Raw genomic sequence first — 24,440 nt, 5'->3', positions numbered from 1 at the left:
ACTTCACTGGGAGATAGGGTTGGCGGCTTTTTGCACGGTGTCCCAGACCCGCAGAAAATTACCGCCCCAAAGCTTGGCGATGTCGGCTTCTGAATAACCGCGCTGGAGCAACTCAGCGGTGACGTTGCGGGTCTCGCTCACGTCTTTCCAGCCTTCCAGGCCGCCGCCATCGTTGAAGTCAGAGCTGATACCGACATGGTCGATGCCAATTTTTTTCACCGCGTAGTCAATGGCATCGCCGTAGTCTTTCAAGGTGGCTTTGGGTTCATGCTCGACGATGTCGTACAGCCCGCTGGCGTATTGGCCGAAACGTTGTTCTGGCCACACGGTAATGATCGCGTCACCGGGCATCAGGGCCATTTCGAGGTTGTGCAAGGGCGGCAAATCAAATTGGCTGCGCAGGGTATTGAGTTTGTCCTGGCTGGCCTGGCTCAGCGGGCGCAAGTAAGTGCCGAAACCGACAATTTGCACCACGCCGCCGGTGTCTTTGATCCGTTGCATGTCTTTGTCGCTGAGATTGCGCGGGATGTCGACCAGCGCCCTGGGTGCAGAGTGCGACGCCACCAGCGGGGTGCGGCTGAGCTGGCTGACTTGCTCCAGCGCTTTGCTCGACATTTGCGAAACGTCGATGATCACGCCCAGATCGTTCAAGCGCTTGACGGCCTGCTTGCCGGTGTCTGACAGACCGTTGAGGGCGTCGGGGGTGTCATTGAAAAAGGGCAGCGGCCGTGAGGAGTCGGCCCAGTCGTTGTTGCCGACATAGCTGAAGCCGAACATGCGCATGCCGCGCGCAGCCCATTTGTCCAGCTGATTCAGGTCATTACCCAATGGGTAGGCGTTGAGCATGCTGATAAAAATCGCAAACTTGCCTTCGCCGTGCAGTCGCCGAAAATCATCCGGGGTGTAGGCAATGGCCACTTGCTCGGGAAAGTCACGCACCATGGCGCTGATGATGGTGTAGCGCACCTCTTGATCATTACGCGCGGCGTCGACAAAGCCTGCGGTTGGACGGTGCGGGGCGTTCGGGCCGTTCCAGATTTCTGGCCAGCCGAAAATCGTCAGCGCGGCGCCCGACAACCGGCCTTTGGCCGCTTTGACCAGGTCGAACTGGCCGGGGCCGTCTTTGTCGGCTTCATTGCCTGCGCTGCCGAACTCCAGCGGCACGGTGATATGGCTGTCGAATGACAGCAGGCGGTTTTGCAGTTCATCGGCCTGTTTGACGATGCTCAGCGGGTAGCTGGCATTGCCTTTGTAAAACGCGTCCCAGGCCAAAAATCCGCCGCCGATGGCCACGGCCAGCGCCAGAGGAATACCGATAAACAGGGCTTTTTTGCTGCGTGATTTAGTCATCGCCATCTCAGTAGAAATCCGCCGCTATACGGCCTTTGCTATCAGGAGGGGACGAGGGGATGACGCAGAAATTTAGACGGGGGTTTGGGGCGTTGGAGTGATCGTTCTATTTGTGGAACGATCTAATTCAAAATTGACATCTAGTGATATGAGTGATGCGAATCTATAGTGATTGCCATGCATGACAGGAGGTGCAACATGAAAAACATTATGGGTCTCTACACCGCTCCACGAGGTCATTGGGTCGGCGATGGCTTCCCGGTGCGCACGTTGTTTTCCTACGACTCTATGGGCAAGCACATCAGCCCGTTCCTTTTGCTGGATTACGCGGGCCCAGCCGAGTTCACGCCGACCACTGAGCGTCGTGGCGTCGGGCAACACCCGCATCGAGGCTTCGAGACGGTGACCATCGTCTATAAAGGCGAGGTTGAACACCGTGACTCCACCGGCAACGGCGGGATCATCGGGCCCGGCGATGTGCAGTGGATGACGGCAGCGTCCGGCATCCTTCACGAAGAGTTCCACTCCGAGGCGTTTGCCCGCAGTGGCGGCGCTCTGGAAATGGTCCAGCTGTGGGTGAACCTGCCCGCCAAGGACAAAATGGCCGAGCCGGGTTACCAAGGCATTCTGGACCGCGAGATTCCGCAGTTGGCGCTCAAGGACAATGCCGGTACCTTGCGTTTGATTGCCGGTGAGTTCGACGGCACACATGGCCCGGCGCGTACGTTCACAGATATCGATGTGTGGGACATACGCCTGAACGCGGGTAAGTCGGCAACCTTCGACCTGCCTGCGGGCCGCAACTCGGCGCTGGTTGTGCTGCACGGCACGGTCGAGGTCAATGGCGCGCAAACAGTGGGCGAAGGTCAACTGGCGCTGTTCGAACGTGAAGGTACGCAGATAAAACTGCACGCCAGTCACGATGCCGTGTTGTTGATTCTCAGCGGTGAGCCGATCGACGAGCCCATCGTTGGTCACGGGCCGTTTGTGATGAACAGCGAGGCTGAGATTCATCAGGCGTTCAGGGACTTCCAGTCGGGCAAGTTTGGCCGGATGTAACTCAGGATCTTGTAGCCGCTGACGAGGTACGAAGGCTGCGATGGGTTGCGCAGCGACCCCAATCGGCGGTCCTGCGGCCCGCATCGCAGCCTTCGTGCCTCGTCAGCGACTACAGGGTTTTTTGTAACAGCTCGCGAAATTGCGCCAGGGGCACCGGCCTGCTGTGCAGATAGCCCTGGTACAAATGGCAGTCCAGTGTTTGCAAATACGTTAACTGCGCCAGTTGCTCAACACCTTCTGCCACCACGGTCAGGCCGAGGCTGTGAGCCATGGCGGCGATGGCGCGGATAATCTCCGCATCGTTAGGGTCCTGGATCGCGTCACGTACAAACGACTGGTCAATTTTCAGGGTGTCGACCGGCAAGCGCTTGAGATGGGTCAGGGAGGAATAACCGGTGCCAAAGTCGTCCATGGCAAAGCTGGCGCCCAGGGCGATCAACTGGTGCATTTTTTCGATGGTGTCTTCCAGGTTCTGAATCACGATGCCTTCGGTGACTTCCAGTTTGAGCATCGAGTAGGGCAGGTGGTGGTTCAACAGGCTGCGTTGTACCCGTTCAACAAAGTCGCTCTGCAAAAATTGCCGTGGGCTGATGTTGACGCACAGGCTGAAACCCTCCGGGTCGAGCAGGCCTTCTTTGAGCAGTTCGCTGAAAGCACGGCACGCCTCATCGAGCACCCAAGTGCCCGCTTCCAGAATCAGACCGCTGTCTTCGAGGATCTTAATAAACTCGCTGGGTGACTGCGGCCCTAACTCCGGGTGCGTCCAGCGCAATAGGGCTTCAGCACCAACGATGCGGTTGCTGCGAGCGTCCACTTGCGGTTGAAAGTGCAGGCTGAATTCGCTGCGGGCCAGCGCTTGGCGCAAATCGCTTTCCATGCGCATGCGCTGGCTGGCGGCGGTCTGCATTTCAAAGTGAAACAGTTGAGTGGTGTTGCGCCCTGCATCCTTGGCCCGGTACAGCGCAATGTCGGCGCGCTTGAGCAGATCAGCCGGGTTGGCGCCGTGGTCGGGAATCAGCGCGATACCAATGCTGGGGGTCACTTGCAGGCGCTGGCCGTCGAGGAACATCGGTTCGGCGAGCAATTGGCGAATGGTGTCGGCGATATGGCACACCGAGTCGGTGACCTCTTGCTGCGAGCCTTTAAGCCCGGTCAGCAGCACCACGAATTCATCACCACCCAGGCGCGCCACGGTGTCTTCGCTGCGCACGCTGGCTTCCAGGCGCGCGGTGATGATGCGCAACACCGAATCACCCACCGGGTGCCCCAGTGAGTCGTTGATGTGCTTGAAGTGATCGAGGTCCAGAAACAACAGCGCGCCGCGCAAATCATGGCGTTTGAGCAGTGAGGTCTGCTGGCTCAGGCGGTCCATCAGCAAGGCCCGGTTCGGCAGGTTGGTCAAAGGGTCGTGGTAGGCAAGATGCCGGACTTGCGCCTGGGCGCTTTTCAATTGGCTGATGTCGCGGGCGGTCAACAGCAGGCAGCGCGCCTCTTTGAGGGTAATCAGTTCAATTGAAATTTCTACGGTCAGCGGGCTGCCGTTCTTGGCCCGTCCAAGCACCTCGCGGTTGCTGATGCGGCCCTTTTCACGCAGTTCATCGAGCAGCGCCTGACGTTTCGAGCTGTCGCCCCAAATCCCCAGCTCATACGGGCTGCGGCCAATCACTTCGTCGCTGCTGTAGCCGGTCAGCCGGGTGAAGCCGTCGTTGACCTCAAGGTAACGACCGCTGACCAGTTCGCTGATGGTGATGGCGTCGGGGCTTGAGTGAAAAGCCTTGGCGAATTTTTCTTCGCTGGCCTTGAGCGCGGCTTCTGCCCGCTGTTGCTGGGTAATGTCGCGCAGGGTGGTGACGATGCACGGCTGGCCATTGACCTCGATATGGCGGCTGGACAATACGCAGGTCAGCGGTTCGCCATTTTTGTGGTGCAAGGTCAACGCCGGGTTGGTCTGTGCCGGGGCGCGGATAATGCGCTGTAACTGGCGCAGGTGCTGGGCGCTGGCATCGGTCAGGGCGCTGCTGGTGTCTGCGCCTTCTTGCAGGTCGGCCACGGTCCAGCCAAACGTCTGGGTGAAGCTGGTGTTGATTTCGATGAAGTGCGCGCTGTCTGCGAGCATCACGCAAATGGGGTCGGGGCTGGTCTGGAAGACACTGGCAAACTTTTCTTCTGAGGCGCTCAGGCGCTGTTCGCGTTCCACCTGGTCGGTGATGTCGAGCAGGGTGCCGGCCATGCGCAGCGGTTTGTCCGCTGCATCGCGGTACAGCCGGGCACGGCTTTCCAGGTAACGCGAGGCGCCGTGCGCCAGCGGTACGCGGTAGGTCAGTTGGTAATTACCGGCCGGGCCTTCGCGCAGCGAGCGGTAGGCATTGCGCATGTTGAAGCGTTCTTCTTCGGGCACGCCCTCAAAAAACGCATCAAATGATTCGTTGAACGGCTCTGCGGGCAAACCATGCAGCTGCGCGGCGCGGGCCGAGCCATACAGGCGGCCGGTGGGGATGTGCCAGTCCCAGGTGCCCAGTTGCGCCGAGTCGAGTGCAAGGTCCAGGCGTTCCTGGCTTTCAATCAGCGCTTGCTCGGCTTCTTTGCGTAGTCGGTTGTCGACGAAGGTGCTGATCAGGTATGCCTCGCCCTCCAGTTCGACTTTTTGCGCGCTCAGCATGCCTTCATGGTAGTGGCCGTGACGGTCGGCCAATTGCACTTCGAGGGTGATCGGGGCGTTCTGTTGGCTGATGGCCTTGGTGAATTGCAGGCGCTGCGCCGGGTCGGGCCAGATCCCAAGTTCAACCGTGGTGCGGCCAATGGCTTCGGCGGCGGTCCAGCCCAGCTGGCTTTCGAAGCTATGGTTGGCCTCGCTGATCAGGCCGTCTTCGATGCGCACCAGCAGGACCATGTGTGGTGACAACTGAAACAGCGTCGAAAAACGTTGCTCTGAACTGTTCAGCGCTTGCTGGCGCTGACGTTGCAGGGTGACGTCGCGAATCACCCCCATGATCCGTGGGTTAGGGTCATCGCCGGGCACCTGGCTGCCGTGGATCTCCAGCCAGTGCAGGCTGCCATCAGGCCAGCGCACCCGGTAATGAACGGGCTTTAGCAGCGGCTCGCCGTTGATGATCGCCTCGAACGCCTGTTGGGCCTTGGGCCAGTCATCAAAGGGCAGGGTGGCCAATTGCTGAAGATTGCCGGGCAGTGCTCGGGCTGAGTCAAAGCCAAAAAAAACGTGCGCACCATTCGACCAATGCAAGTCGCCACTGTTGAGTTCCCAGCACCAGGCGCCCAGTTGGGCTGCGTTCATGGCCGTGAGCAGTTGTGTGGCACTCAGCGCGTAATTGTCCAAGGCTGACAGGTCGATATCAGACGCATCAGGGGCAGGGTGCAGCGCATCCGTGGGGTTTGACATTAACTGCAGTCCTTGGGCTGAAAATCTTGAAAACGATCCATGCCTGAACCAGTGTTTTCAGGGTTGCTCAGTGTGCAGCGTGTCGACTTGGGCATCCAGCAGTGTCATGAAAGCGTGTGCGGCGTTCGACAAAGTTCTTTCGGTGTGCACGATATAGCCTAGTTGACGTGTCAGTTGTATGCCCGGCAAGGCGATTGAGGCCACTTGTTCATCGAGCATGGTGCGCGGCAACACGCTCCATGCCAGGCCGATGGAAACCATCATCTTGATGGTTTCCAGGTAGTTGGTGCTCATGGCGATATTGGGCGTGAGGCCCTGGCCTTCAAACAGGCGCTGCACGATATGGTGAGTAAAGGTGTTGCCGCCCGGAAACACCGCCGGGTGGTGGGCAATGTCCGACATGCTCACGCTGGTTTGCTGAGTGAGGTTGTGCTCGGGCGCCACCACGAAATCCAGCGGGTCGTCCCACACCGGTACCGCGCGAATCAGCGAATGGGGTTCCGGCGCCAGAGTGATAACCGCCAATTCGGCGCGGCCATGGAGAATTTCTTCGTAGGCAACTTCTGAATCCAGGAACTGAATATCCAGCGCAACCTTGGGATAAGTGCGCGTGAACTCACGCAGCAACGGCGGCAAGCGGTGCAGGCCGATATGGTGACTGGTGGCCAGGGTCAGGCGTCCGCTGACCTCGCCATTAAGGTTGTTGAGCGCCCGTCGGGTGTCATCCAGCACGTTAAGAATTTGGTAAGCGCGTGGCAGCAAGGCCCGGCCCGCCTCGGTCAAACTGACCTCGCGCCCCAGCCGGTCAAACAGCCGCAGCTTGAGTTGCTGCTCAATGCTGGCGATGCGTTTGCTGATCGCCGGCTGGGTTAAAAACAACCGTTCGGCAGCGCCAGAGAAGCTTCCGGTTTCTGCAATGGCGATGAAAGCGTTGAGATTCGCGAGATCCATCTGTATGAATTCCTGTCGGTTATCCAAAGCATAAAAATTATGAATTTGAGTTATTCACTGTAACGCCATAGCATCGACCTCACAAGCCAAGTGGTTATTGGCATAGAAAGTAGCTGATGAGGAAACCGTCTGATGGCCGGCAAAACGCTCTACGACAAGCTCTGGGATTCGCATTTGGTCAAACAGCGCGACGATGGTTCGGCGCTGATCTACATCGACCGTCATATCATTCACGAAGTGACGTCGCCGCAAGCCTTTGAAGGCCTGCGTCTGGCCGGGCGCAAGCCTTGGCGCATCGATGCCAATATCGCGACCCCGGACCACAACGTACCGACCACGCCAGAGCGCAAGGGCGGGATCGAAGCGATTGCTGACCAGGTTTCCCGTTTGCAGGTGCAAACCCTCGACGACAACTGCGACGAGTACGGCATCACCGAATTCAAAATGAACGACGTCCGCCAGGGCATCGTGCACGTGATTGGCCCGGAGCAGGGCGCCACCTTACCGGGCATGACCGTCGTTTGCGGCGACTCGCACACCTCGACCCACGGCGCGTTTGGCGCATTGGCTCACGGTATCGGCACCTCCGAGGTTGAGCATGTGCTCGCCACGCAGTGCCTGGTCGCGAAAAAAATGAAGAACATGCTGGTCTTGGTCGAAGGGCAATTGCCGTTCGGCGTGACTGCCAAAGACATCGTGCTGGCCGTGATTGGCAAAATCGGCACCGCTGGCGGTAATGGCCACGCCATTGAATTTGCCGGTAGCGCGATTCGCGACCTGTCGGTAGAAGGCCGCATGACCATCTGCAACATGTCGATTGAAGCCGGTGCCCGTGTGGGCCTGGTGGCTGCCGACGAAAAAACCGTGGCGTACGTCAAAGGTCGTCCGTTCGCACCCAAAGGCGCTGAGTGGGACTTGGCCGTAGAAGCCTGGAAAGACCTGGTGTCGGATGCCGACGCCACGTTCGACACCGTGGTTGAACTCGATGCTGCCCAGATCAAGCCGCAGGTGAGCTGGGGTACTTCGCCAGAAATGGTCTTGGCCGTGGATCAGAACGTGCCGGATCCGGCGCAGGAAGCTGACTTGGTCAAGCGTGGCTCGATTGAGCGTGCCTTGAAGTACATGGGCTTGAACGCCAATCAGGCGATCACCGACATCCAGCTGGACCGCGTGTTCATTGGTTCGTGCACCAACTCGCGGATCGAAGACTTGCGCGCTGCGGCAGTGATTGCCAAAGGCCGCAAAGTGGCTTCGACCATCAAGCAAGCGATTGTGGTTCCAGGTTCGGGCCTGGTTAAAGAGCAGGCCGAGGCTGAAGGCCTGGACAAAATCTTCCTTGAAGCCGGTTTTGAATGGCGTGAGCCAGGCTGCTCGATGTGTCTGGCGATGAACCCGGACCGCCTGGAGTCGGGCGAGCACTGCGCTTCGACCTCCAACCGCAACTTCGAAGGGCGTCAGGGTGCCGGTGGTCGCACTCACCTGGTGAGCCCGGCCATGGCCGCCGCCGCCGCAGTAAACGGTCGCTTTATCGACGTCCGTGAATTGATTTAAGGAGCGCAGCATGAAAGCTTTTACCCAGCACACCGGGCTTGTCGCACCTTTGGATCGCGCCAACGTCGACACCGATCAGATCATCCCGAAGCAGTTTTTGAAATCGATCAAACGCACCGGCTTCGGCCCGAACCTGTTTGACGAGTGGCGCTACCTGGACGTGGGTCAGCCTTATCAGGACAACTCCAAGCGCCCCTTGAACAAGGACTTCGTGCTCAACGCCGAGCGCTATCAGGGCGCCAGCGTGTTGTTGGCCCGTGAAAACTTCGGTTGCGGCTCCAGCCGTGAACACGCCCCTTGGGCCCTGGAAGAGTACGGCTTTCGCAGCATCATCGCGCCGAGCTACGCCGACATCTTCTTCAACAACAGCTTCAAAAACGGCCTGTTGCCGATTATTTTGAGCGACGCTGAAGTGGATGAGCTGTTTGCCCAGGTTGAAGCGACGCCGGGTTATCAGCTCAACATCGACCTGCAAGCCCAGACCGTGACCCGTCCAGACGGCAAAGTGTTGAACTTTGAGATCGATGCGTTCCGCAAGCATTGCCTGCTCAACGGCCTGGATGACATCGGCTTGACCTTGCAGGACAGCGATTCGATTGCAGCGTTTGAAAGCAAGCACCGCGCAAGCCAGCCATGGTTGTTCCGTGACGCTTGATAAGCGTATTTTTTGAAGTGTGGGAGCGGGCTTGCTCGCGAGGATAAACCCCGGTTTGTCTCTTGAATCGAGGCGCCTGAATCGCGAGCAAGCCCGCTCCCACGGTTTTTTTAAAATTTTCAGGATGCGCCTGCGGGGGCATCAACCGACAAGACAGAGGAACACATGAGCAAGCAGATTCTGATTCTCCCAGGCGACGGTATTGGTCCAGAAATCATGGCTCAGGCAGTCAAAGTGCTTGAACTGGCCAATGACAAGTTTCAGCTCGACTTTGAGCTGACTCACGACGTGATCGGCGGCGCAGCCATCGACCAGCACGGCGTGCCGCTGGCTGACGAGACCCTGGAACGTGCTCGTGCTGCTGACGCTGTGTTGCTGGGCGCCGTGGGTGGCCCGAAGTGGGACACCATCGAGCGTGACATTCGCCCTGAGCGCGGCCTGTTGAAAATCCGTTCGCAACTGGGCCTGTTCGGTAACCTGCGCCCGGCCATTCTGTACCCGCAACTGGCTGACGCATCGAGCCTCAAGCCTGAAATCGTTGCTGGTCTGGATATCCTGATCGTTCGTGAGCTCACGGGCGGTATCTACTTCGGCGCGCCGCGCGGCACCCGCGAGCTGGAAAACGGCGAGCGTCAGTCGTATGACACGCTGCCGTACAGCGAAAGCGAAATCCGCCGCATTGCTCGCGTCGGTTTCGACATGGCCCGTGTGCGTGGTAAAAAGCTGTGCTCGGTCGACAAAGCCAACGTATTGGCCTCCAGCCAGTTGTGGCGCGAAGTGGTCGAGCAAGTGGCCAAGGACTACCCGGACGTAGAACTGAGCCACATGTATGTCGACAACGCGGCGATGCAACTGGTGCGTGCGCCCAAGCAGTTTGACGTCATCGTGACCGACAACATGTTCGGCGACATCCTGTCTGACGAAGCCTCGATGCTCACTGGCTCCATCGGCATGCTGCCGTCGGCCTCGCTGGATGCCAACAACAAAGGCATGTACGAGCCGTGCCACGGTTCGGCACCGGACATCGCTGGTAAAGGGATTGCCAACCCGCTGGCGACCATTTTGTCGGTCTCGATGATGCTGCGTTACAGCTTCAATCAGCAGGCTGCCGCTGACGCCATCGAGCAGGCCGTAAGCCTGGTTTTGGACCAGGGGCTGCGTACCGGTGACATCTGGTCGACCGGTTGCACCAAGGTCGGTACACAGGAAATGGGCGATGCAGTAGTCGCGGCGCTACAGAATCTGTAATCTCTCGGGCCCGTTACTTCCTGTTGGTGGAAGTAACGACCCCACTTTTTGTTAAAGGTGTAGTTGCGATGAAACGTGTAGGTCTTGTCGGTTGGCGCGGTATGGTTGGTTCCGTGCTCATGCAGCGGATGCTGGAAGAGCAGGATTTCGATCTTATTGAGCCGGTGTTTTTCACTACCTCCAATGTCGGTGGGCAGGGTCCTTCCGTGGGCAAAGACATTGCCCCGCTGAAGGATGCTTACAGCATTGAAGAGTTAAAAACCCTCGATGTGATTCTGACCTGCCAGGGCGGCGACTACACCAATGAGGTGTTCCCAAAGCTGCGTGAGGCGGGTTGGCAAGGTTACTGGATCGATGCGGCGTCGAGCCTGCGCATGCAGGATGACGCGGTCATTATTCTGGATCCGGTCAACCGCAAGGTCATCGACCAGCAACTGGATGCAGGCACCAAGAACTACATCGGTGGCAACTGCACCGTCAGCTTGATGCTGATGGGCCTGGGCGGCCTGTTCGAGGCCGGTCTGGTCGAGTGGATGAGCGCCATGACCTATCAGGCGGCTTCCGGTGCCGGTGCGCAGAACATGCGTGAGCTGATCAAGCAGATGGGCGCGACCCACGCTGCGGTCGCCGATCAACTGGCTGACCCGGCCAGCGCCATTCTTGATATCGACCGCCGTGTGGCCGAAGCCATGCGCAGCGATGCCTACCCGACCGAAAACTTCGGTGTGCCATTGGCTGGCAGTCTGATCCCGTGGATCGACAAAGAGCTGCCAAACGGCCAGAGCCGCGAAGAGTGGAAAGCGCAGGCTGAAACCAACAAGATCCTGGGTCGTTTCAAAAGCCCGGTTCCGGTTGACGGCATCTGCGTGCGTATCGGTGCGATGCGTTGCCACAGCCAGGCCTTGACTATCAAGCTGAACAAAGATGTGCCGATTGCGGACATCGAAGGCTTGATCAGCCAGCACAACCCGTGGGTCAAGCTGGTGCCGAACCAGCGTGAAATCAGCATGCAAGAGCTGAGCCCGACCAAGGTTACAGGCACCCTGAACGTGCCAGTTGGCCGTCTGCGCAAGCTGAACATGGGTTCGCAGTTCCTCGGTGCATTCACCGTGGGCGACCAGTTGCTGTGGGGCGCGGCTGAGCCGTTGCGACGCATGCTGCGGATTCTGCTGGAGCGTTAATCGCCCTGGTTGCAATCAAAACCCGCGTCTCGCAAGGGCCGCGGGTTTTTTTATCCATGCGCTATTGTCATCCATGGCGCTACAAGGCGCTGTCCGTTGCCTCCATCGGTGGCTCCCGGTACAGTGCCGCTCCCCACGTTTCGCCTGAGGTAGACACATGAACCAGTCCTTTGATATCGCCGTCGTCGGCGCCACCGGCACTGTCGGCGAAACACTTGTGCAAATCCTTGAAGAGCGCGACTTCCCGGTTGCCAACTTGCATCTGCTGGCCAGTAGCGAGTCGGCCGGCAGTTCGGTGCCTTTTCGGGGTAAAAACGTTCGAGTGCGTGAAGTCGACGAATTCGACTTCAGCAAAGCCAAGCTCGTATTTTTTGCCGCTGGCCCTGCCGTGACCTTGAGCTTTGCCGCCAAGGCCCGTGCGGCCGGTTGCAGCGTGATCGATTTGTCCGGCGCATTGCCAACTGACGAGGCCCCGCAAATTGTGCCTGAGTCCAATGGGCATATCCTGGCCGGGCTCGCGCAACCGTTCCAGATCAGCAGCCCAAGCCCTTCGGCCACCGCGCTGGCGGTAGTGCTGGCGCCATTGCGTCAACTGCTGGACTTGCAGCGCGTCACGGTCACCGCCTGCCTGGCGGTCTCGGCCCAAGGTCGCGAAGCGGTGTCTGAATTGGCTCGCCAAACCACGTCACTGCTGAACATGCACCCCCTGGAAACCCGTTTTTTCGACCGCCAGATGGCGTTTAACCTGCTTGCGCAGGTGGGCAAGCCGGATGAGCAGGGCCATGTACCGCTGGAAAAACGCCTGGTCACCGAGCTGCGTGAAGTGCTCGGCATGCCGGGCCTGAAAGTTTCCGTGACGTGCATTCAAGCTCCCGTATTTTTTGGCGATAGCTATAGTGTGTCGTTACAACTGGCTGCGCCGGTTGACCTGCAGGCCGTCAATGCTGCGCTTGAAGCCGGTGAGGGTATTGAGTGGGTAGAGGCTGATGACTACCCGACAGCCGTAGGCGATGCGGTGGGGCAAGACGTGGTGTATGTCGGCCGCGTTCGCCACGGTGTCGACGACAGCAGTGAACTAAATCTGTGGCTGGCGTCAGATAACGTACGCAAAGGCGCGGCATTGAACGCCGTACAACTGGCTGAGTTGTTGATAAAAGACCCACTGTAAAAGATACTTGGCGTCGCTATTTGGCAGGTTTGCCGAGGCGGCGTCGCAGTCAAGCTGCTGTCAGGGCTTACAGATTCAATGAGGCAATGCGCGGGCCGATGACAGTCCTCGACTGTCGTCAGGCAGCAGCTTTACAGGTCTCGTGGGACGAGGCCTGTACCAATAAGGAAGAGGCTATGGTTCAGGTTCGCAAATTAGTGTTAGCAATAGCCGCCGCTTCGGCGCTGTCATCCGGTATGGCGCAGGCGCTTGGGCTCGGCGAGCTGACCCTGAAGTCGACGCAGAACCAGCCGCTGCTGGCCGAGATCGAGCTGCTGGACGTCAAGGACCTGAGCGCTGCCGAAGTAGTGCCCAGCCTGGCGCCGGCAGACGAATTCACCAAAGCCGGGGTGCCGCATCCGGCGTATCTGAAAGACCTGCGTTTTACCCCGGTGATTAATCCCAACGGCAAGAGCGTGCTGCGGGTTACCTCCAGCCAGCCGTTGTCGGAACCTTTCGTAAAATTTCTGGTGCAAGTCATGTGGCCCAATGGCCGCTTGATGCGTGACTACAGCGTCCTGCTGGACCCCGCCAAGTATTCGCCACAAACCGCAGCCGCCGCGGCGACAGCTCCGGCCAGCGCAGCCAGCACTGCCGGCGGGGAAGCAGGGCAATACACCACGTCTGCCCGTGACACCTTGTGGGAAATTGCCGCCAAGGCGCGCAATGGCGGTTCGGTGCAGCAAACCATGCTGGCGATTCAGGCACTTAACCCCGATGCCTTTATCGGCGGCAACATCAACCGCCTGAAAACCGGCCAGGTGCTGCGCTTGCCGACGGCCGCGCAAAGTGTCGAGTTGGCCCAGTCCAAGGCTGTTGCCGAAGTCGCGACGCAAAACGCTGACTGGCGCAGTGGTCGGCGTACCGCGCCACGCGCTCAGCAGCTGGATGCCACCGCGCGCAAACCGGCAGCCACGGCGCAACCCAAAGCTGAAGTCAAAGATGGCTTGAGCCTGGTTGCAGGGCAGGCGGGCAAGGGCGCGGGCAGTGACGCCAAGAATGTCAGCGACAAGCTGGCGATGACCCAGGAAAGCCTCGACAGCAGCCGTCGGCAAAGTGCCGAGTTGCAAAGCCGGGTACAAGACCTGCAAAGCCAGGTCGACAAGTTGCAACGCTTGATCGAATTGAAAAACAACCAGCTGGCCAAGTTGCAGGGCGAAGCTCCCGCGCCGCTCGACGCCAGCGCTGCGTTGCCAGCCAGCTTGGTGGGTGAGGCGGCAGACACACCTGAAGACGACATCGCCCCGGCCACTGAAGGTGCGCCGGCAACCGCTGTAGCACCGGCACCGGGCGATACGCCCAGTGATGAACGCAAGATCCAGGACCTGCTCGCCAGCCCGATGCTGACGGCCGCCGTGGGTGGTGCAGCGGTCTTGTTGCTGTTGCTCTTGTTGCTGTTGCTGGTACGTCGGCGCAAGGCCCAGCAAGCGGCCGAGCGCCATGCGCGTATGGCGCGGGCGCTGGAAGAAGAGCCTGAGTTCGCGGCAGACTTCGACCTGCCAGAAAGCAGCTTTGAAGGCATTGAAGTGGCATCGCCGAACGTTCATCTGGACGCCGCTCCAGCGCCCGCGCCGACCCCGGCTCCGGCCGCAGTAGTCGCACCTGTCACGCCGGTGGCGGCACCCGCCAAGTCAGGCGCTGAAGTACTGGTTGAAGCGGAGCAATTGATTCAGCAGCACCAGTTCCATGAAGCGGCCGGGCTGCTCGAAAGTGCCATCAGCCATGCACCGCAGCGCAGCGACCTGCGTTTGAAATTGATGCAGGTCTATGGCGAGTTGGGTGAGCGTGAGGCCTTTATCGCGCAAGAGCGCCAACTGGTTGCCAATGGCAAAAACTACGCCGAAGTGGCGCAACTCAAGGTGCGCTACCCGGCCATGGCTGCAGTAGCGGCAGGGATTGTCGCGGCAGCAGTGGCTTCGCAGTTCCAGGCTGATTTTGTCAAAGAAATGATGCGCGACGACCGGGTTGTCGAGCCTGAGCCCGAACTCAAGCCGGCACCGGTGGTGACGCCACCGGCCGAAGAGTTTGACCACGACTTTGACTTGAGTCTCGATGATCTGGAAGCGGTATCGCCGACCCAGGTCTCACCCGAGCAGGGTCTTGATGACCTGATTGAGACGAACGAGCAGAGTTTCGATGCGGTGCTTCAGCAGCAGGCTGAAGCCCAGGCAGCGCTGGACAAGGCAGCAGATTTTGACCTCGACCTGCCGGATGACTTTGATTTGTCTCTGTCAGAAGAAGCGCCAGCGGTGCCAGACGTGCCGGACAGCTTCTCAATGGAACTGGACAAAGTTAACGCCGAGTTACAGCGCTTGTCCCAGAGCCTGGAAGAGCCGGCGATGGCCGAGCCGTTTGCCGGGGCTGTAGCAGGCGCTGACGAAGAACCGGAGTTCGACTTCCTGTCGGGCGCCGATGAAGCCGCGACCAAGCTTGACCTGGCCCAGGCTTACATCGACATGGGTGACGACGAAGGCGCACGTGACATCCTGACCGAAGTCATGGGCGAGGGCAGCCCGGAGCAACAGGCCGAGGCCATCGAACTGCTCTCCCGCCTGGCCTGACCCCTCCTGTAGGAGCGAGCTTGCCTCGCGATCTTTTAAAAAGATCAAAAGATCGCGAGGCAAGCTCGCTCCTACAACGCTCATTTTGCTCACGCCGGTCATTTGATTCATGGCGTCTTCGCGGGTGGGCCTTATAATGGCCGCCTTTGCGTTTATGAGCAGGCTGTAACTCCTTGGCAAATATAGATAACCCGGCAGCCGAAATGGCCGCCGAAGGCTTTTTCCGCATCGCCCTGGGCGTGGAATACAAAGGTTCGCGCTACAGCGGCTGGCAACGTCAGGCCAATGGCGTGCTGACGGTTCAGGAAACCCTGGAAAACGCGCTGTCAAAAGTCGCCGATTCGCCGGTGTCGTTGATGTGCGCCGGGCGTACTGACGCCGGGGTACATGCCTGCGGGCAGGTGGTGCACTTTGATACTCAGGCCGAGCGCTCGCTGAAGGCGTGGGTCATGGGCGCCAATATCAATTTGCCCCACGACATCAGTGTCAGTTGGGCCAAGGTGATGCCGGCGAACTTCCATGCACGTTTCAAGGCAATCGCCCGGCGTTATCGCTATGTGATCTACAACGATCCTATTCGTCCCGCGCATCTCAACCAGGAAATCACCTGGAACCACCGCCCGCTGGACGTCGAGCGCATGGCGCAAGCCGCGCAATACCTGCTTGGTGTGCACGACTTCAGTGCCTTCCGTGCCGGGCAATGCCAGGCCAAGTCGCCGATCAAAGAGCTGCATCACCTGCGTGTGACGCGCCATGGACAAATGATCGTGCTGGATATCCGCGCCAGCGCCTTTTTGCACCACATGGTGCGCAACATTGCCGGGGTGCTGATGACCATCGGTTCTGGCGAGCGTCCGGTGGAATGGATCAAAGAAGTGCTGGAGAGCCGTGAGCGTCGCTCAGGCGGCGTGACGGCGCATCCTTACGGGCTGTATCTGGTGCAGGTGGAATACCGCGACGAGTTCCCGTTGCCCGAGCGTTACATTGGCCCACATTTCTTGACCGGTTTTAGCGAACTCGACGGCTGACGCACGGGTAAGCATTTGTTAACATCCGGCACTTTCACGCTCGTGCTCAGGGGTATCGCTAACATGTCAGCCGTTCGCAGCAAGATCTGCGGGATTACCCGCATAGATGACGCACTGGCCGCCGTGGCCGCCGGGGCTGATGCGATTGGCTTTGTGTTTTACGCCAAAAGCCCGCGAGCGGTGACTGCCGCGCAGGCGCGGGCCATCATTGCCGCGCTGCCGCCGTTTGTGACCACCGTGGGCCTGTTTGTGAATGCCAGCGCCTGTGAGCTGAACGAAACGCTGGACGCTGTGCCGCTGGACTTGCTGCAATTTCACGGCGATGAAACCCCGGAGCAGTGCGAGGGCTATCACCGGCCTTACATCAAGGCGCTGCGGGTCAAAGCCGGGGACGACATTGCTGCCGCGTGTGCAGCTTACGCTTCGGCCAGCGGGATTTTGCTCGATACCTACGTTGAGGGCGTGCCGGGTGGAACCGGGCAGGCCTTTGACTGGTCTCTGATACCTCAAGGGTTAAGCAAGCCGATTATTTTGGCTGGTGGCCTGTCCGTGCAGAACGTGGCGCAAGCCATTGCTCAGGTGCAGCCTTACGCTGTTGACGTCAGCGGTGGGGTAGAAAAGAGCAAAGGCATCAAGGATCACGATAAGATTCGGGCCTTTATGCAGGCTGTACGCGCAACAAACTGATACTCGATGTGACGGTTGGCAGCCTGCCACCGTCCATCATTACCGCTCAGTGATACGGGTGGGCCCGGTGACAAGACGGGCAGAAATTAAAGCGCCAACCGCTTCAGGGCGTGTTGTCGGGAAGGCTGAGGGTTGAAAGGGATGCGCTGGTTTGCCATGGCTGACCGCTGTTCCCGGACAATCATCGCCACACACTTATTGAATTAAGCTCAAGGGCATACACGGGGCCTGAACCGCAGTGTTCAGGTCGCCGGTACTGGAGAAAAAAAGCATGAGCAACTGGTTGGTAGACAAGCTGATTCCTTCGATCATGCGTTCCGAGGTCAAAAAGAGCTCGGTACCTGAAGGCCTGTGGCACAAATGCCCGTCTTGTGACGCTGTGCTTTACCGTCCAGAGCTGGAAAAGACCCTGGACGTTTGCCCCAAGTGCAATCACCACATGCGCATCGACGCACGTGCACGCATCAATATCTTCCTGGACGCTGACGGTCGCAACGAATTGGGCGCTGATCTGGAGCCTGTAGACCGCCTCAAGTTCCGCGACAGCAAAAAGTACAAGGACCGCATCGTCGGCGCGCAAAAGCAGACCGGCGAAAAAGACGCCCTGGTGTCCATGAGCGGTACTCTGCTAGGCATGCCGATTGTGGTGTCGGCGTTTGAGTTCTCCTTCATGGGTGGCTCGATGGGTGCCATCGTTGGTGAGCGCTTTGTTCGTGCCGCCAACTACGCCCTCGAAAACCGCTGCCCAATGGTCTGCTTCTCCGCTTCCGGCGGTGCGCGTATGCAAGAAGCGCTGATCTCCCTGATGCAAATGGCCAAGACCTCTGCGGTACTGGCGCGTCTGCGTGAAGAAGGCATTCCGTTTATCTCGGTATTGACTGACCCGGTGTACGGCGGTGTTTCGGCCAGTCTGGCGATGTTGGGTGACGTGATCGTGGCTGAGCCAAAAGCGCTGATCGGTTTCGCCGGTCCGCGAGTGATTGAGCAAACCGTTCGCGAAAAACTGCCAGAAGGCTTCCAGCGCAGCGAATTCCTGCTGGAGCACGGCGCCATTGACCTGATCATTTCGCGTCAGGAACTGCGTCCGCGTCTGGGCAACCTGCTGGCACAAATGATGGGCCTGCCAACACCCGTGTTTGTGGCTGCGCCTGTTGAAACCATCGTTGTCCCGCCGGCACCTGCAAACCTATGACCCAGCGCACCCTTGGCGAGTGGCTCGCCTATCTTGAACAGTTGCATCCGGCTGCCATCGACATGGGGCTGGACCGCGCACGAGAGGTAACGAACCGCATGGGCTTGCAAAAGCCCGCGCCATGGGTGGTGACAGTCACTGGCACCAACGGCAAAGGTTCGACCTGTGCATTCGTTGCCTCGTTGCTGCGTGCACAAGGGCTCAAGGTCGGGGTCTACAACTCGCCGCATCTGCTGCGCTACAACGAGCGTGTGCAGATCGACGGAGTTGAGGTCTCGGACTCGCAGCTGTGCGAAGCCTTTGAGGCGTTGAACGCCGGTCGCGGGGAAACATCCCTGACCTACTTTGAGATGGGTACGCTGGCTGCGTTCTGGCTGTTCGAGCGCGCGCAACTGGATGTTGTGGTGCTAGAAGTCGGGCTGGGCGGGCGGCTGGATGCGGTCAACCTGGTTGACGCTGACATGGCGTTGGTCACCAGCATTGGCGTCGATCATGTGGAGTACCTCGGTAATACCCGTGAATCCGTTGCCTATGAAAAGGCCGGGATTTTCCGCCAGGGCAAGCCGGCCTTGTGCGGTGATCTTGACCCGCCTCAGCCTTTGCTCGACAAAGCCAAAGAGCTGGCGTGCCCGCTGTTGCTGCGCGGGCGCGATTTTAACCTGACCATTGCCGACACGGTCTGGCATTGGCAGGGGCGTGACGCACAAGGGCAAACGCTCGAGCTGCGCGATTTACCGCTGCTGGATCTGCCTATGGAAAACGCAGCGCTGGCGCTTCAGGCCTATGCCCTGACACAGTGGCCTTGGGAACCGCAGACGGTTACCGAGGCGCTGTTGGCGACCAAGGTCACCGGGCGTCTTGACCGTCGCCAGATCAACTGGAACGGCAAGCCGCTGAGCCTGTTGCTGGATGTCGGCCATAACGGCCATGCTGCCGAGTATTTACGCAAGCGTTTGCAACAACGACCGTTGGCGGGCAAGCGTTTGGCGGTGTTTGGTCTGTTGGCCGACAAAGACCTGGATGCCGTTGTGTCGCAACTCACTGATGTCGTCGAACATTGGGCAGTCGCGCCACTGAACACCGGGCGTTCGCGCCCTGCGGCTGAGTTGCAGGCTGCGCTGCAAGTTTTGGGCACATCGGTTACCCCGTACGACAGTGTGGATGCAGCACTTGAGGCGCAGTGCGAACGGGCTACGCCGCAAGACGAAATTTTGCTGTTCGGGTCATTTTATTGTGTCGCTCAGGCGCTTGAATGGCTGGAGCGGCGCGCCAAGGAGGAGGCTGCAAATGGCTTTGCTGGATAAGGTATTCAAGCAGCGGATGGTCGGCGCACTGGTGCTGATCGCTCTGGCGGTGATTTTTCTGCCCATGCTGTTTTCGCGTCAGGATGAACAGCGCCAGGTTCAGGTCGATGCACCGACGGCGCCACAAGCGCCCGTCATGCCGCAGGTTCAGGTAGAGCCTGTGCCGGTGCCGGAGCCGCAAGTGATTGAGCAAGAGCCGGAGCTGCCGGTCGAGCAGGCCGTGGTTGCAGCACCAAAACCTGCGCCGGCTCCGGCACCGGTTGCACCCGTGGTCAGCAAGCCGGTAGCGCCAGCCAAGCCGCCTGCAGTCACGCCAGCGCAAGCAGTGGCGCAGCCGCCAGCCAAGCTCGACACTACGCAAAAGCGTGTAGACCCTAACGGTTTGCCCATCAGTTGGTCGATCCAGTTGGTGAGCCTGTCCAATCGTGCCAGCGCCGACAACTTGCAAAAAACCCTTCGTAATCAAGGTTATAACGCTTACGTTCGATCGTCTGGCGGGATGAACCGGGTTTTTGTAGGGCCGTTGCTGGAGCGTGCAGAGGCCGATCGGATGCGTGACATTCTCGACAAGCAGCAAAATCTCAAGGGTTTTGTGGTGCGCTTCCAGCCTGAGCGTGGCTAAGCGCATAAAAAGGTTGGATCTGATAGCCAATGCACTGATAAATCGCCTGACTTGAGAGGCGGCGCTCTGCTAAAATGCGCCGCCTTATCTGTCTGTAGACTGAACTGTGCCATTTACCTGGGTTGACTGGGCGATCGTTGCAATCATCGCCATTTCTGCATTGATCAGCTTGAAGCGCGGCTTCGTAAAAGAAGCGCTGTCGCTGTGCACCTGGATCATTGCCGGGGTTGTCGCCTGGATGTTCGGCGGTTCGCTGTCACAGTACCTCGCCGGGTACATCGAAACACCTTCCGCCCGCATCATTGCCGGGTGCACCATCATGTTTGTCGCCACCTTGCTGGTAGGCGCAATGATCAACTTTCTTATCGGCGAACTGATTCGCGTCACCGGGTTGTCCGGGACCGATCGTTTTCTCGGCATGGCCTTTGGCGCTGCGCGTGGCGCGTTGCTGGTGGTCGTGGGGGTCGGGCTTTTGAGCCTGGGGCCGGTGCAGCAAGACTCGTGGTGGCAGGAGTCCAGGCTCATGCCACAATTTCTATTGGTTGCCGATTGGTCGAAAAACCTCATTTTGGGGTGGAGTAGCCAATGGTTGGCCAGCGGTATCAGCGCACCTGCTGATCTACCGTTCAAGGAGCACCTCTTGCCGGCTATTCAGCCCAAGTGAGCGGTGTTCAGTTCAGATCCATTAAGTAGGGGTTGCGTCGCATGTGTGGCATCGTCGGTATCGTCGGTAAGTCGAACGTCAATCAGGCGCTGTATGACGCGCTAACCGTCCTCCAGCACCGCGGCCAGGATGCTGCCGGTATTGTAACCAGCCATAACGGCCGGTTATTCCTGCGCAAGGACAACGGGTTGGTGCGGGATGTGTTTCATCAGCGCCACATGCAGCGCCTGGTTGGTAACGTGGGCATCGGCCATGTGCGTTATCCAACAGCAGGTAGCTCGACTTCAGCAGAGGCACAGCCGTTTTACGTCAACTCGCCGTATGGCATCACCTTGGCGCACAACGGCAACCTGACCAACGTTGAACAGCTGGCCAAGGAGATTTACGAATCTGACTTGCGTCACGTCAACACCAACTCGGACTCGGAAGTACTGCTCAACGTCTTCGCCCATGAATTGGCGCAGCGTGGCAAGTTGCAGCCGACCGAAGAAGACGTTTTCGCCGCCGTGACTGACGTGCACAACCGTTGCCGCGGTGGTTATGCCGTGGTGGCGATGATCACCGGTTACGGCATCGTCGGTTTCCGCGATCCTAACGGCATCCGCCCGATTGTGTTCGGCCAGCGTCACACCGACGAAGGCGTCGAATACATGATCGCTTCCGAAAGCGTGTCGCTCGACGTGCTGGGCTTTACCCTGATTCGCGACCTGGCGCCGGGCGAAGCGGTTTACATCACTGAAGACGGCAAGCTGCACACCCGTCAGTGCGCAGTAAACCCGCAACTGACCCCGTGCATCTTCGAGCACGTGTACCTGGCGCGCCCTGACTCGATCATCGACGGTGTTTCGGTGTACAAGGCGCGTCTGCGCATGGGCGAAAAGCTGGCCGAGAAGATCCTGCGCGAGCGTCCAGACCACGACATCGACGTGGTCATCCCGATTCCGGACACCAGCCGTACCGCTGCGCTGGAGCTGGCGAACCACCTGGGCGTCAAGTTCCGCGAAGGCTTCGTTAAAAACCGTTACATCGGCCGTACCTTCATCATGCCGGGCCAGGCTGCACGTAAAAAATCCGTGCGCCAGAAGCTCAACGCCATCGAACTGGAGTTCCGTGGCAAGAACGTGATGCTGGTCGATGACTCGATCGTACGTGGCACCACCTGCAAGCAGATCATTCAGATGGCCCGTGAAGCGGGTGCGAAGAATGTTTACTTCTGCTCGGCAGCCCCGGCTGTACGCTACCCGAACGTATACGGCATCGACATGCCAAGCGCCCACGAACTGATCGCCCACAACCGTACCACCCAGGACGTGGCTGACCTGATCGGCGCTGACTGGCTGATCTATCAAGACCTGCCAGACCTGATCGAAGCGGTCGGTGGCGGCAAGATCAAGATCGAGAAGTTTGACTGCGCGGTGTTTGACGGCAAGTACGTGACCGGCGACATTGACGAGAACTATCTGGACCGCATCGAGCGTGCGCGCAATGATGCCTCCAAGGTGATTGCTCAAGGCGTCGGTGCAACGATAGGCTTGTACAACAACTAAGCTTCAACACACCGGCCCTGATGGGCCGGTTTGCATTGTTCTTACTTAAAAGCATTTATATACAAGGCAAGGAGTGGGCAGCATGAGTCAGGATTGGGATGCCGGTCGGCTGGACAGCGACCTCGAGGGCGTAGCGTTCGACACCTTGGCTGTGCGTGCTGGCCAGCACCGTTCGCCAGAAGGCGAGCACGGTGATGCAATGTACCTGACCTCCAGCTACGTGTTCCGCACGGCTGCCGATGCGGCGGCGCGGTTCTCGGGTGAGGTCCCGGGCAACGTTTACTCGCGTTACACCAACCCCACCGTGCGTGCGTTCGAAGAGCGTATCGCGGCATTGGAAGGGGCAGAGCAAGCCGTTGCCACAGCAACCGGCATGGCCGCCATATTGTCGGTGGTGATGAGTCTGTGCAGCGCTGGAGACCACGTGCTGGTTTCGCGCAGCGTCTTTGGTTCGACCATCAGCCTGTTCGAAAAATACTTCAAGCGCTTTGGCATTGAGGTGGACTACGTGCCGCTGGCCGAACTGCAAGGCTGGGACGCGGCGATCAAGCCGAACACCAAATTGCTGTTTGTAGAGTCGCCGTCCAACCCCTTGGCAGAACTGGTAGACATCACCGCGCTGGCAGAAATTGCCCACGCCAAGGGTGCGCTGCTGGTGGTCGACAACTGCTTCTGCACGCCTGCGTTGCAGCAGCCGGTCAAGCTGGGCGCTGACATCGTTGTGCATTCGGCGACTAAATTCATCGACGGCCAGGGCCGTTGCATGGGCGGCGTCGTGGCGGGGCGCAGCGAACTGATGAAAGAAGTCGTCGGCTTTTTGCGCACTGCCGGGCCGACCCTGAGCCCGTTCAACGCCTGGATCTTCCTCAAAGGCCTGGAAACCCTCAACCTGCGTATGCGCGCACACTGCGCCAGCGCCTTGGCCCTGGCCGAGTGGCTGGAGCAGCAGGACGGCGTCGAGAAAGTTCACTACGCGGGCCTCAAAAGCCACCCGCAGCATGCATTGGCCCAGCGCCAGCAGCGCGGTTTCGGTGCAGTGGTCAGCTTTGAAGTCAAAGGTGGCAAAGAGGGCGCCTGGCGCTTTATCGACGCCACCCGCCTGATTTCCATCACCGCCAACCTGGGTGACAGCAAAACCACCATCACCCACCCGGCGACCACCTCCCACGGTCGTCTGGCGCCACAAGAGCGCGAAGCGGCCGGCATTCGTGACAGCCTGATCCGCATTGCGGTCGGCCTGGAGGACGTGGCTGACCTGCAAGCTGACTTGTCGCGAGGCTTGGCCGTACTGTGACCGAATGGGCGCTTGAATCAGCGATTGAGGGCAATGGCCGTGTAGCACTGGTGACCGGTGCTGCACGCGGCATTGGCCTGGGGATTGCGGCGTGGTTGATCAGTGAAGGTTGGCAAGTGGTGCTGACCGACATTGATCGTGCGCGTGGCTCCAAAGTGGTCAAGGCGCTGGGTGACAGCGCCTGGTTCGTGGCCATGGACGTGTCGGTCGAGGCCGACGTGATTCAGTGCGTGGCCCAAGTGTTGGGGCAGTTCGGGCGTCTCGATGCGTTGGTCTCCAACGCCGCGATTGCCGATCCGCACAACAAGACCCTTGAAAGCCTCGATCTGGATCACTGGAACCGCGTACTGGCCGTCAACCTGACCGGGCCGATGCTGTTGGCCAAGCACTGCGCGCCTTATTTGCGCGCGCATTGTGGTTCGATCGTCAACCTGGCGTCCACTCGCGCCCGCCAGTCAGAGCCAGACACCGAGGCTTACGTGGCGAGCAAGGGCGGGTTGTTGGCGTTGACCCATGCGCTGGCCATCAGCCTTGGGCCGGAGATCCGCGTCAATGCTGTCAGCCCAGGCTGGATCGACGCACGTGACCCATCTGTGCGTCGCGCTGAGCCGTTAACCGACGCCGATCACGCGCAGCACCCGGCTGGCCGGGTAGGTACCGTTGAAGACGTAGCGGCGATGGTCGCCTGGTTGCTGTCGCGCAATGCCGGTTTTGTCACCGGGCAGGAATTTGTCGTGGACGGTGGCATGAGCAAGAAAATGGTTTATGACGAGTAACTGAGTTTTTTTGCTTTTTTTGAAAAAAACTCAACCTTGTCCTTGACTTAGGTTCAATACCTGCGTAAATTTCGCGGCCTCAACGAAGCAAAGGGTGATTAGCTCAGCTGGGAGAGCATCTGCCTTACAAGCAGAGGGTCGGCGGTTCGATCCCGTCATCACCCAC

19 protein-coding genes and 1 tRNA gene are annotated in these 24,440 nt (G+C 59.3%); 17 read left to right on the top strand and 3 right to left on the bottom strand.

The window, feature by feature from the left end:
• Positions 1–3: 3 nt before the first annotated feature.
• Positions 4–1,350: a pyoverdine-tailoring dipeptidase-like protein PvdM gene (gene pvdM / locus GHO32_RS10610; protein WP_153334795.1), complete on the bottom strand. Its 1,347-nt coding sequence runs from the start codon at positions 1,348–1,350 to the stop codon at positions 4–6.
• 198 nt (positions 1,351–1,548) lie between these two features.
• Between pvdM and GHO32_RS10605 the strand changes: the two genes are divergently transcribed.
• Positions 1,549–2,409: a pirin family protein gene (locus tag GHO32_RS10605; protein WP_153334796.1), complete on the top strand. Its 861-nt coding sequence runs from the start codon at positions 1,549–1,551 to the stop codon at positions 2,407–2,409.
• Positions 2,410–2,518: 109 nt separating this feature from the next.
• Here the strand turns inward: GHO32_RS10605 and GHO32_RS10600 are convergent, their stop codons facing one another.
• Positions 2,519–5,806 (bottom strand): EAL domain-containing protein, encoded by a 3,288-nt coding sequence (locus GHO32_RS10600; RefSeq protein WP_153334797.1) that lies wholly within the window; start codon positions 5,804–5,806, stop codon positions 2,519–2,521.
• Positions 5,807–5,863: 57 nt separating this feature from the next.
• Positions 5,864–6,757: a LysR family transcriptional regulator gene (locus tag GHO32_RS10595; RefSeq protein WP_153334798.1), complete on the bottom strand. Its 894-nt coding sequence runs from the start codon at positions 6,755–6,757 to the stop codon at positions 5,864–5,866.
• A 132-nt stretch (positions 6,758–6,889) separates the two neighbouring features.
• On the opposite strand from GHO32_RS10595, the gene leuC reads away from it, so the two are divergent.
• The 16 genes from leuC (at position 6,890) to GHO32_RS10515 (ending at position 24,439) form a co-directional block, all read left to right on the top strand.
• On the top strand, positions 6,890–8,308 hold the full coding sequence (gene leuC / locus GHO32_RS10590) for a 3-isopropylmalate dehydratase large subunit (RefSeq protein WP_123748704.1): 1,419 nt from the start codon (positions 6,890–6,892) through the stop codon (positions 8,306–8,308).
• 10 nt (positions 8,309–8,318) lie between these two features.
• The gene (leuD, locus tag GHO32_RS10585; protein WP_048369008.1) at positions 8,319–8,963 is read left to right on the top strand and encodes a 3-isopropylmalate dehydratase small subunit; all 645 of its coding nucleotides are present in this window, start codon (positions 8,319–8,321) and stop codon (positions 8,961–8,963) included.
• Positions 8,964–9,128: 165 nt separating this feature from the next.
• Positions 9,129–10,211: a 3-isopropylmalate dehydrogenase gene (gene leuB / locus GHO32_RS10580; protein ID WP_153334799.1), complete on the top strand. Its 1,083-nt coding sequence runs from the start codon at positions 9,129–9,131 to the stop codon at positions 10,209–10,211.
• Positions 10,212–10,279: 68 nt separating this feature from the next.
• Entirely contained in the window at positions 10,280–11,392 is a 1,113-nt protein-coding gene (gene asd, locus GHO32_RS10575; protein WP_153334800.1) for an aspartate-semialdehyde dehydrogenase, read from the top strand.
• Between the two features lie 157 nt (positions 11,393–11,549).
• Entirely contained in the window at positions 11,550–12,560 is a 1,011-nt protein-coding gene (locus tag GHO32_RS10570) for an aspartate-semialdehyde dehydrogenase (RefSeq protein ID WP_153334801.1), read from the top strand.
• Between the two features lie 176 nt (positions 12,561–12,736).
• Positions 12,737–15,160, top strand: coding sequence for a FimV/HubP family polar landmark protein (locus tag GHO32_RS10565; RefSeq protein WP_153334802.1), 2,424 nt, complete (start codon positions 12,737–12,739; stop codon positions 15,158–15,160).
• Between the two features lie 203 nt (positions 15,161–15,363).
• On the top strand, positions 15,364–16,188 hold the full coding sequence (truA, locus tag GHO32_RS10560; protein WP_153334809.1) for a tRNA pseudouridine(38-40) synthase TruA: 825 nt from the start codon (positions 15,364–15,366) through the stop codon (positions 16,186–16,188).
• A 63-nt stretch (positions 16,189–16,251) separates the two neighbouring features.
• Positions 16,252–16,875, top strand: a complete 624-nt coding sequence (locus GHO32_RS10555; RefSeq protein WP_123748709.1) for a phosphoribosylanthranilate isomerase — start codon at positions 16,252–16,254, stop codon at positions 16,873–16,875.
• Between the two features lie 271 nt (positions 16,876–17,146).
• Positions 17,147–18,067 (top strand): acetyl-CoA carboxylase, carboxyltransferase subunit beta, encoded by a 921-nt coding sequence (accD, locus tag GHO32_RS10550; protein ID WP_153334803.1) that lies wholly within the window; start codon positions 17,147–17,149, stop codon positions 18,065–18,067.
• Positions 18,064–19,371, top strand: a complete 1,308-nt coding sequence (gene folC, locus GHO32_RS10545) for a bifunctional tetrahydrofolate synthase/dihydrofolate synthase (protein WP_153334804.1) — start codon at positions 18,064–18,066, stop codon at positions 19,369–19,371. The genes accD and folC overlap by 4 nt, the downstream gene beginning before the upstream one ends.
• On the top strand, positions 19,355–19,993 hold the full coding sequence (locus tag GHO32_RS10540; protein ID WP_123748711.1) for an SPOR domain-containing protein: 639 nt from the start codon (positions 19,355–19,357) through the stop codon (positions 19,991–19,993). Before folC ends, GHO32_RS10540 begins: the two co-directional genes overlap by 17 nt.
• A 106-nt stretch (positions 19,994–20,099) precedes the next feature.
• Entirely contained in the window at positions 20,100–20,657 is a 558-nt protein-coding gene (locus GHO32_RS10535) for a CvpA family protein (RefSeq protein ID WP_282364663.1), read from the top strand.
• Positions 20,658–20,698: 41 nt separating this feature from the next.
• On the top strand, positions 20,699–22,204 hold the full coding sequence (gene purF, locus GHO32_RS10530; RefSeq protein ID WP_048369019.1) for an amidophosphoribosyltransferase: 1,506 nt from the start codon (positions 20,699–20,701) through the stop codon (positions 22,202–22,204).
• 82 nt (positions 22,205–22,286) lie between these two features.
• Positions 22,287–23,498, top strand: a complete 1,212-nt coding sequence (locus GHO32_RS10525; RefSeq protein ID WP_048369020.1) for an O-succinylhomoserine sulfhydrylase — start codon at positions 22,287–22,289, stop codon at positions 23,496–23,498.
• Positions 23,495–24,274 (top strand): SDR family oxidoreductase, encoded by a 780-nt coding sequence (locus tag GHO32_RS10520; RefSeq protein ID WP_123748712.1) that lies wholly within the window; start codon positions 23,495–23,497, stop codon positions 24,272–24,274. Before GHO32_RS10525 ends, GHO32_RS10520 begins: the two co-directional genes overlap by 4 nt.
• A 92-nt stretch (positions 24,275–24,366) precedes the next feature.
• Positions 24,367–24,439 (top strand) — tRNA-Val (locus tag GHO32_RS10515).
• Position 24,440: the final 1 nt, after the last annotated feature.

Origin of the sequence: Pseudomonas sp. FSL R10-2189, from assembly GCF_009600325.1 — a bacterium.
Classification (GTDB): Bacteria; Pseudomonadota; Gammaproteobacteria; order Pseudomonadales; family Pseudomonadaceae; genus Aquipseudomonas; species Aquipseudomonas helleri.
The sequence above is the reverse complement of the archived record's forward strand: the minus strand, read 5'-3'. Positions and strand labels throughout refer to the sequence as shown.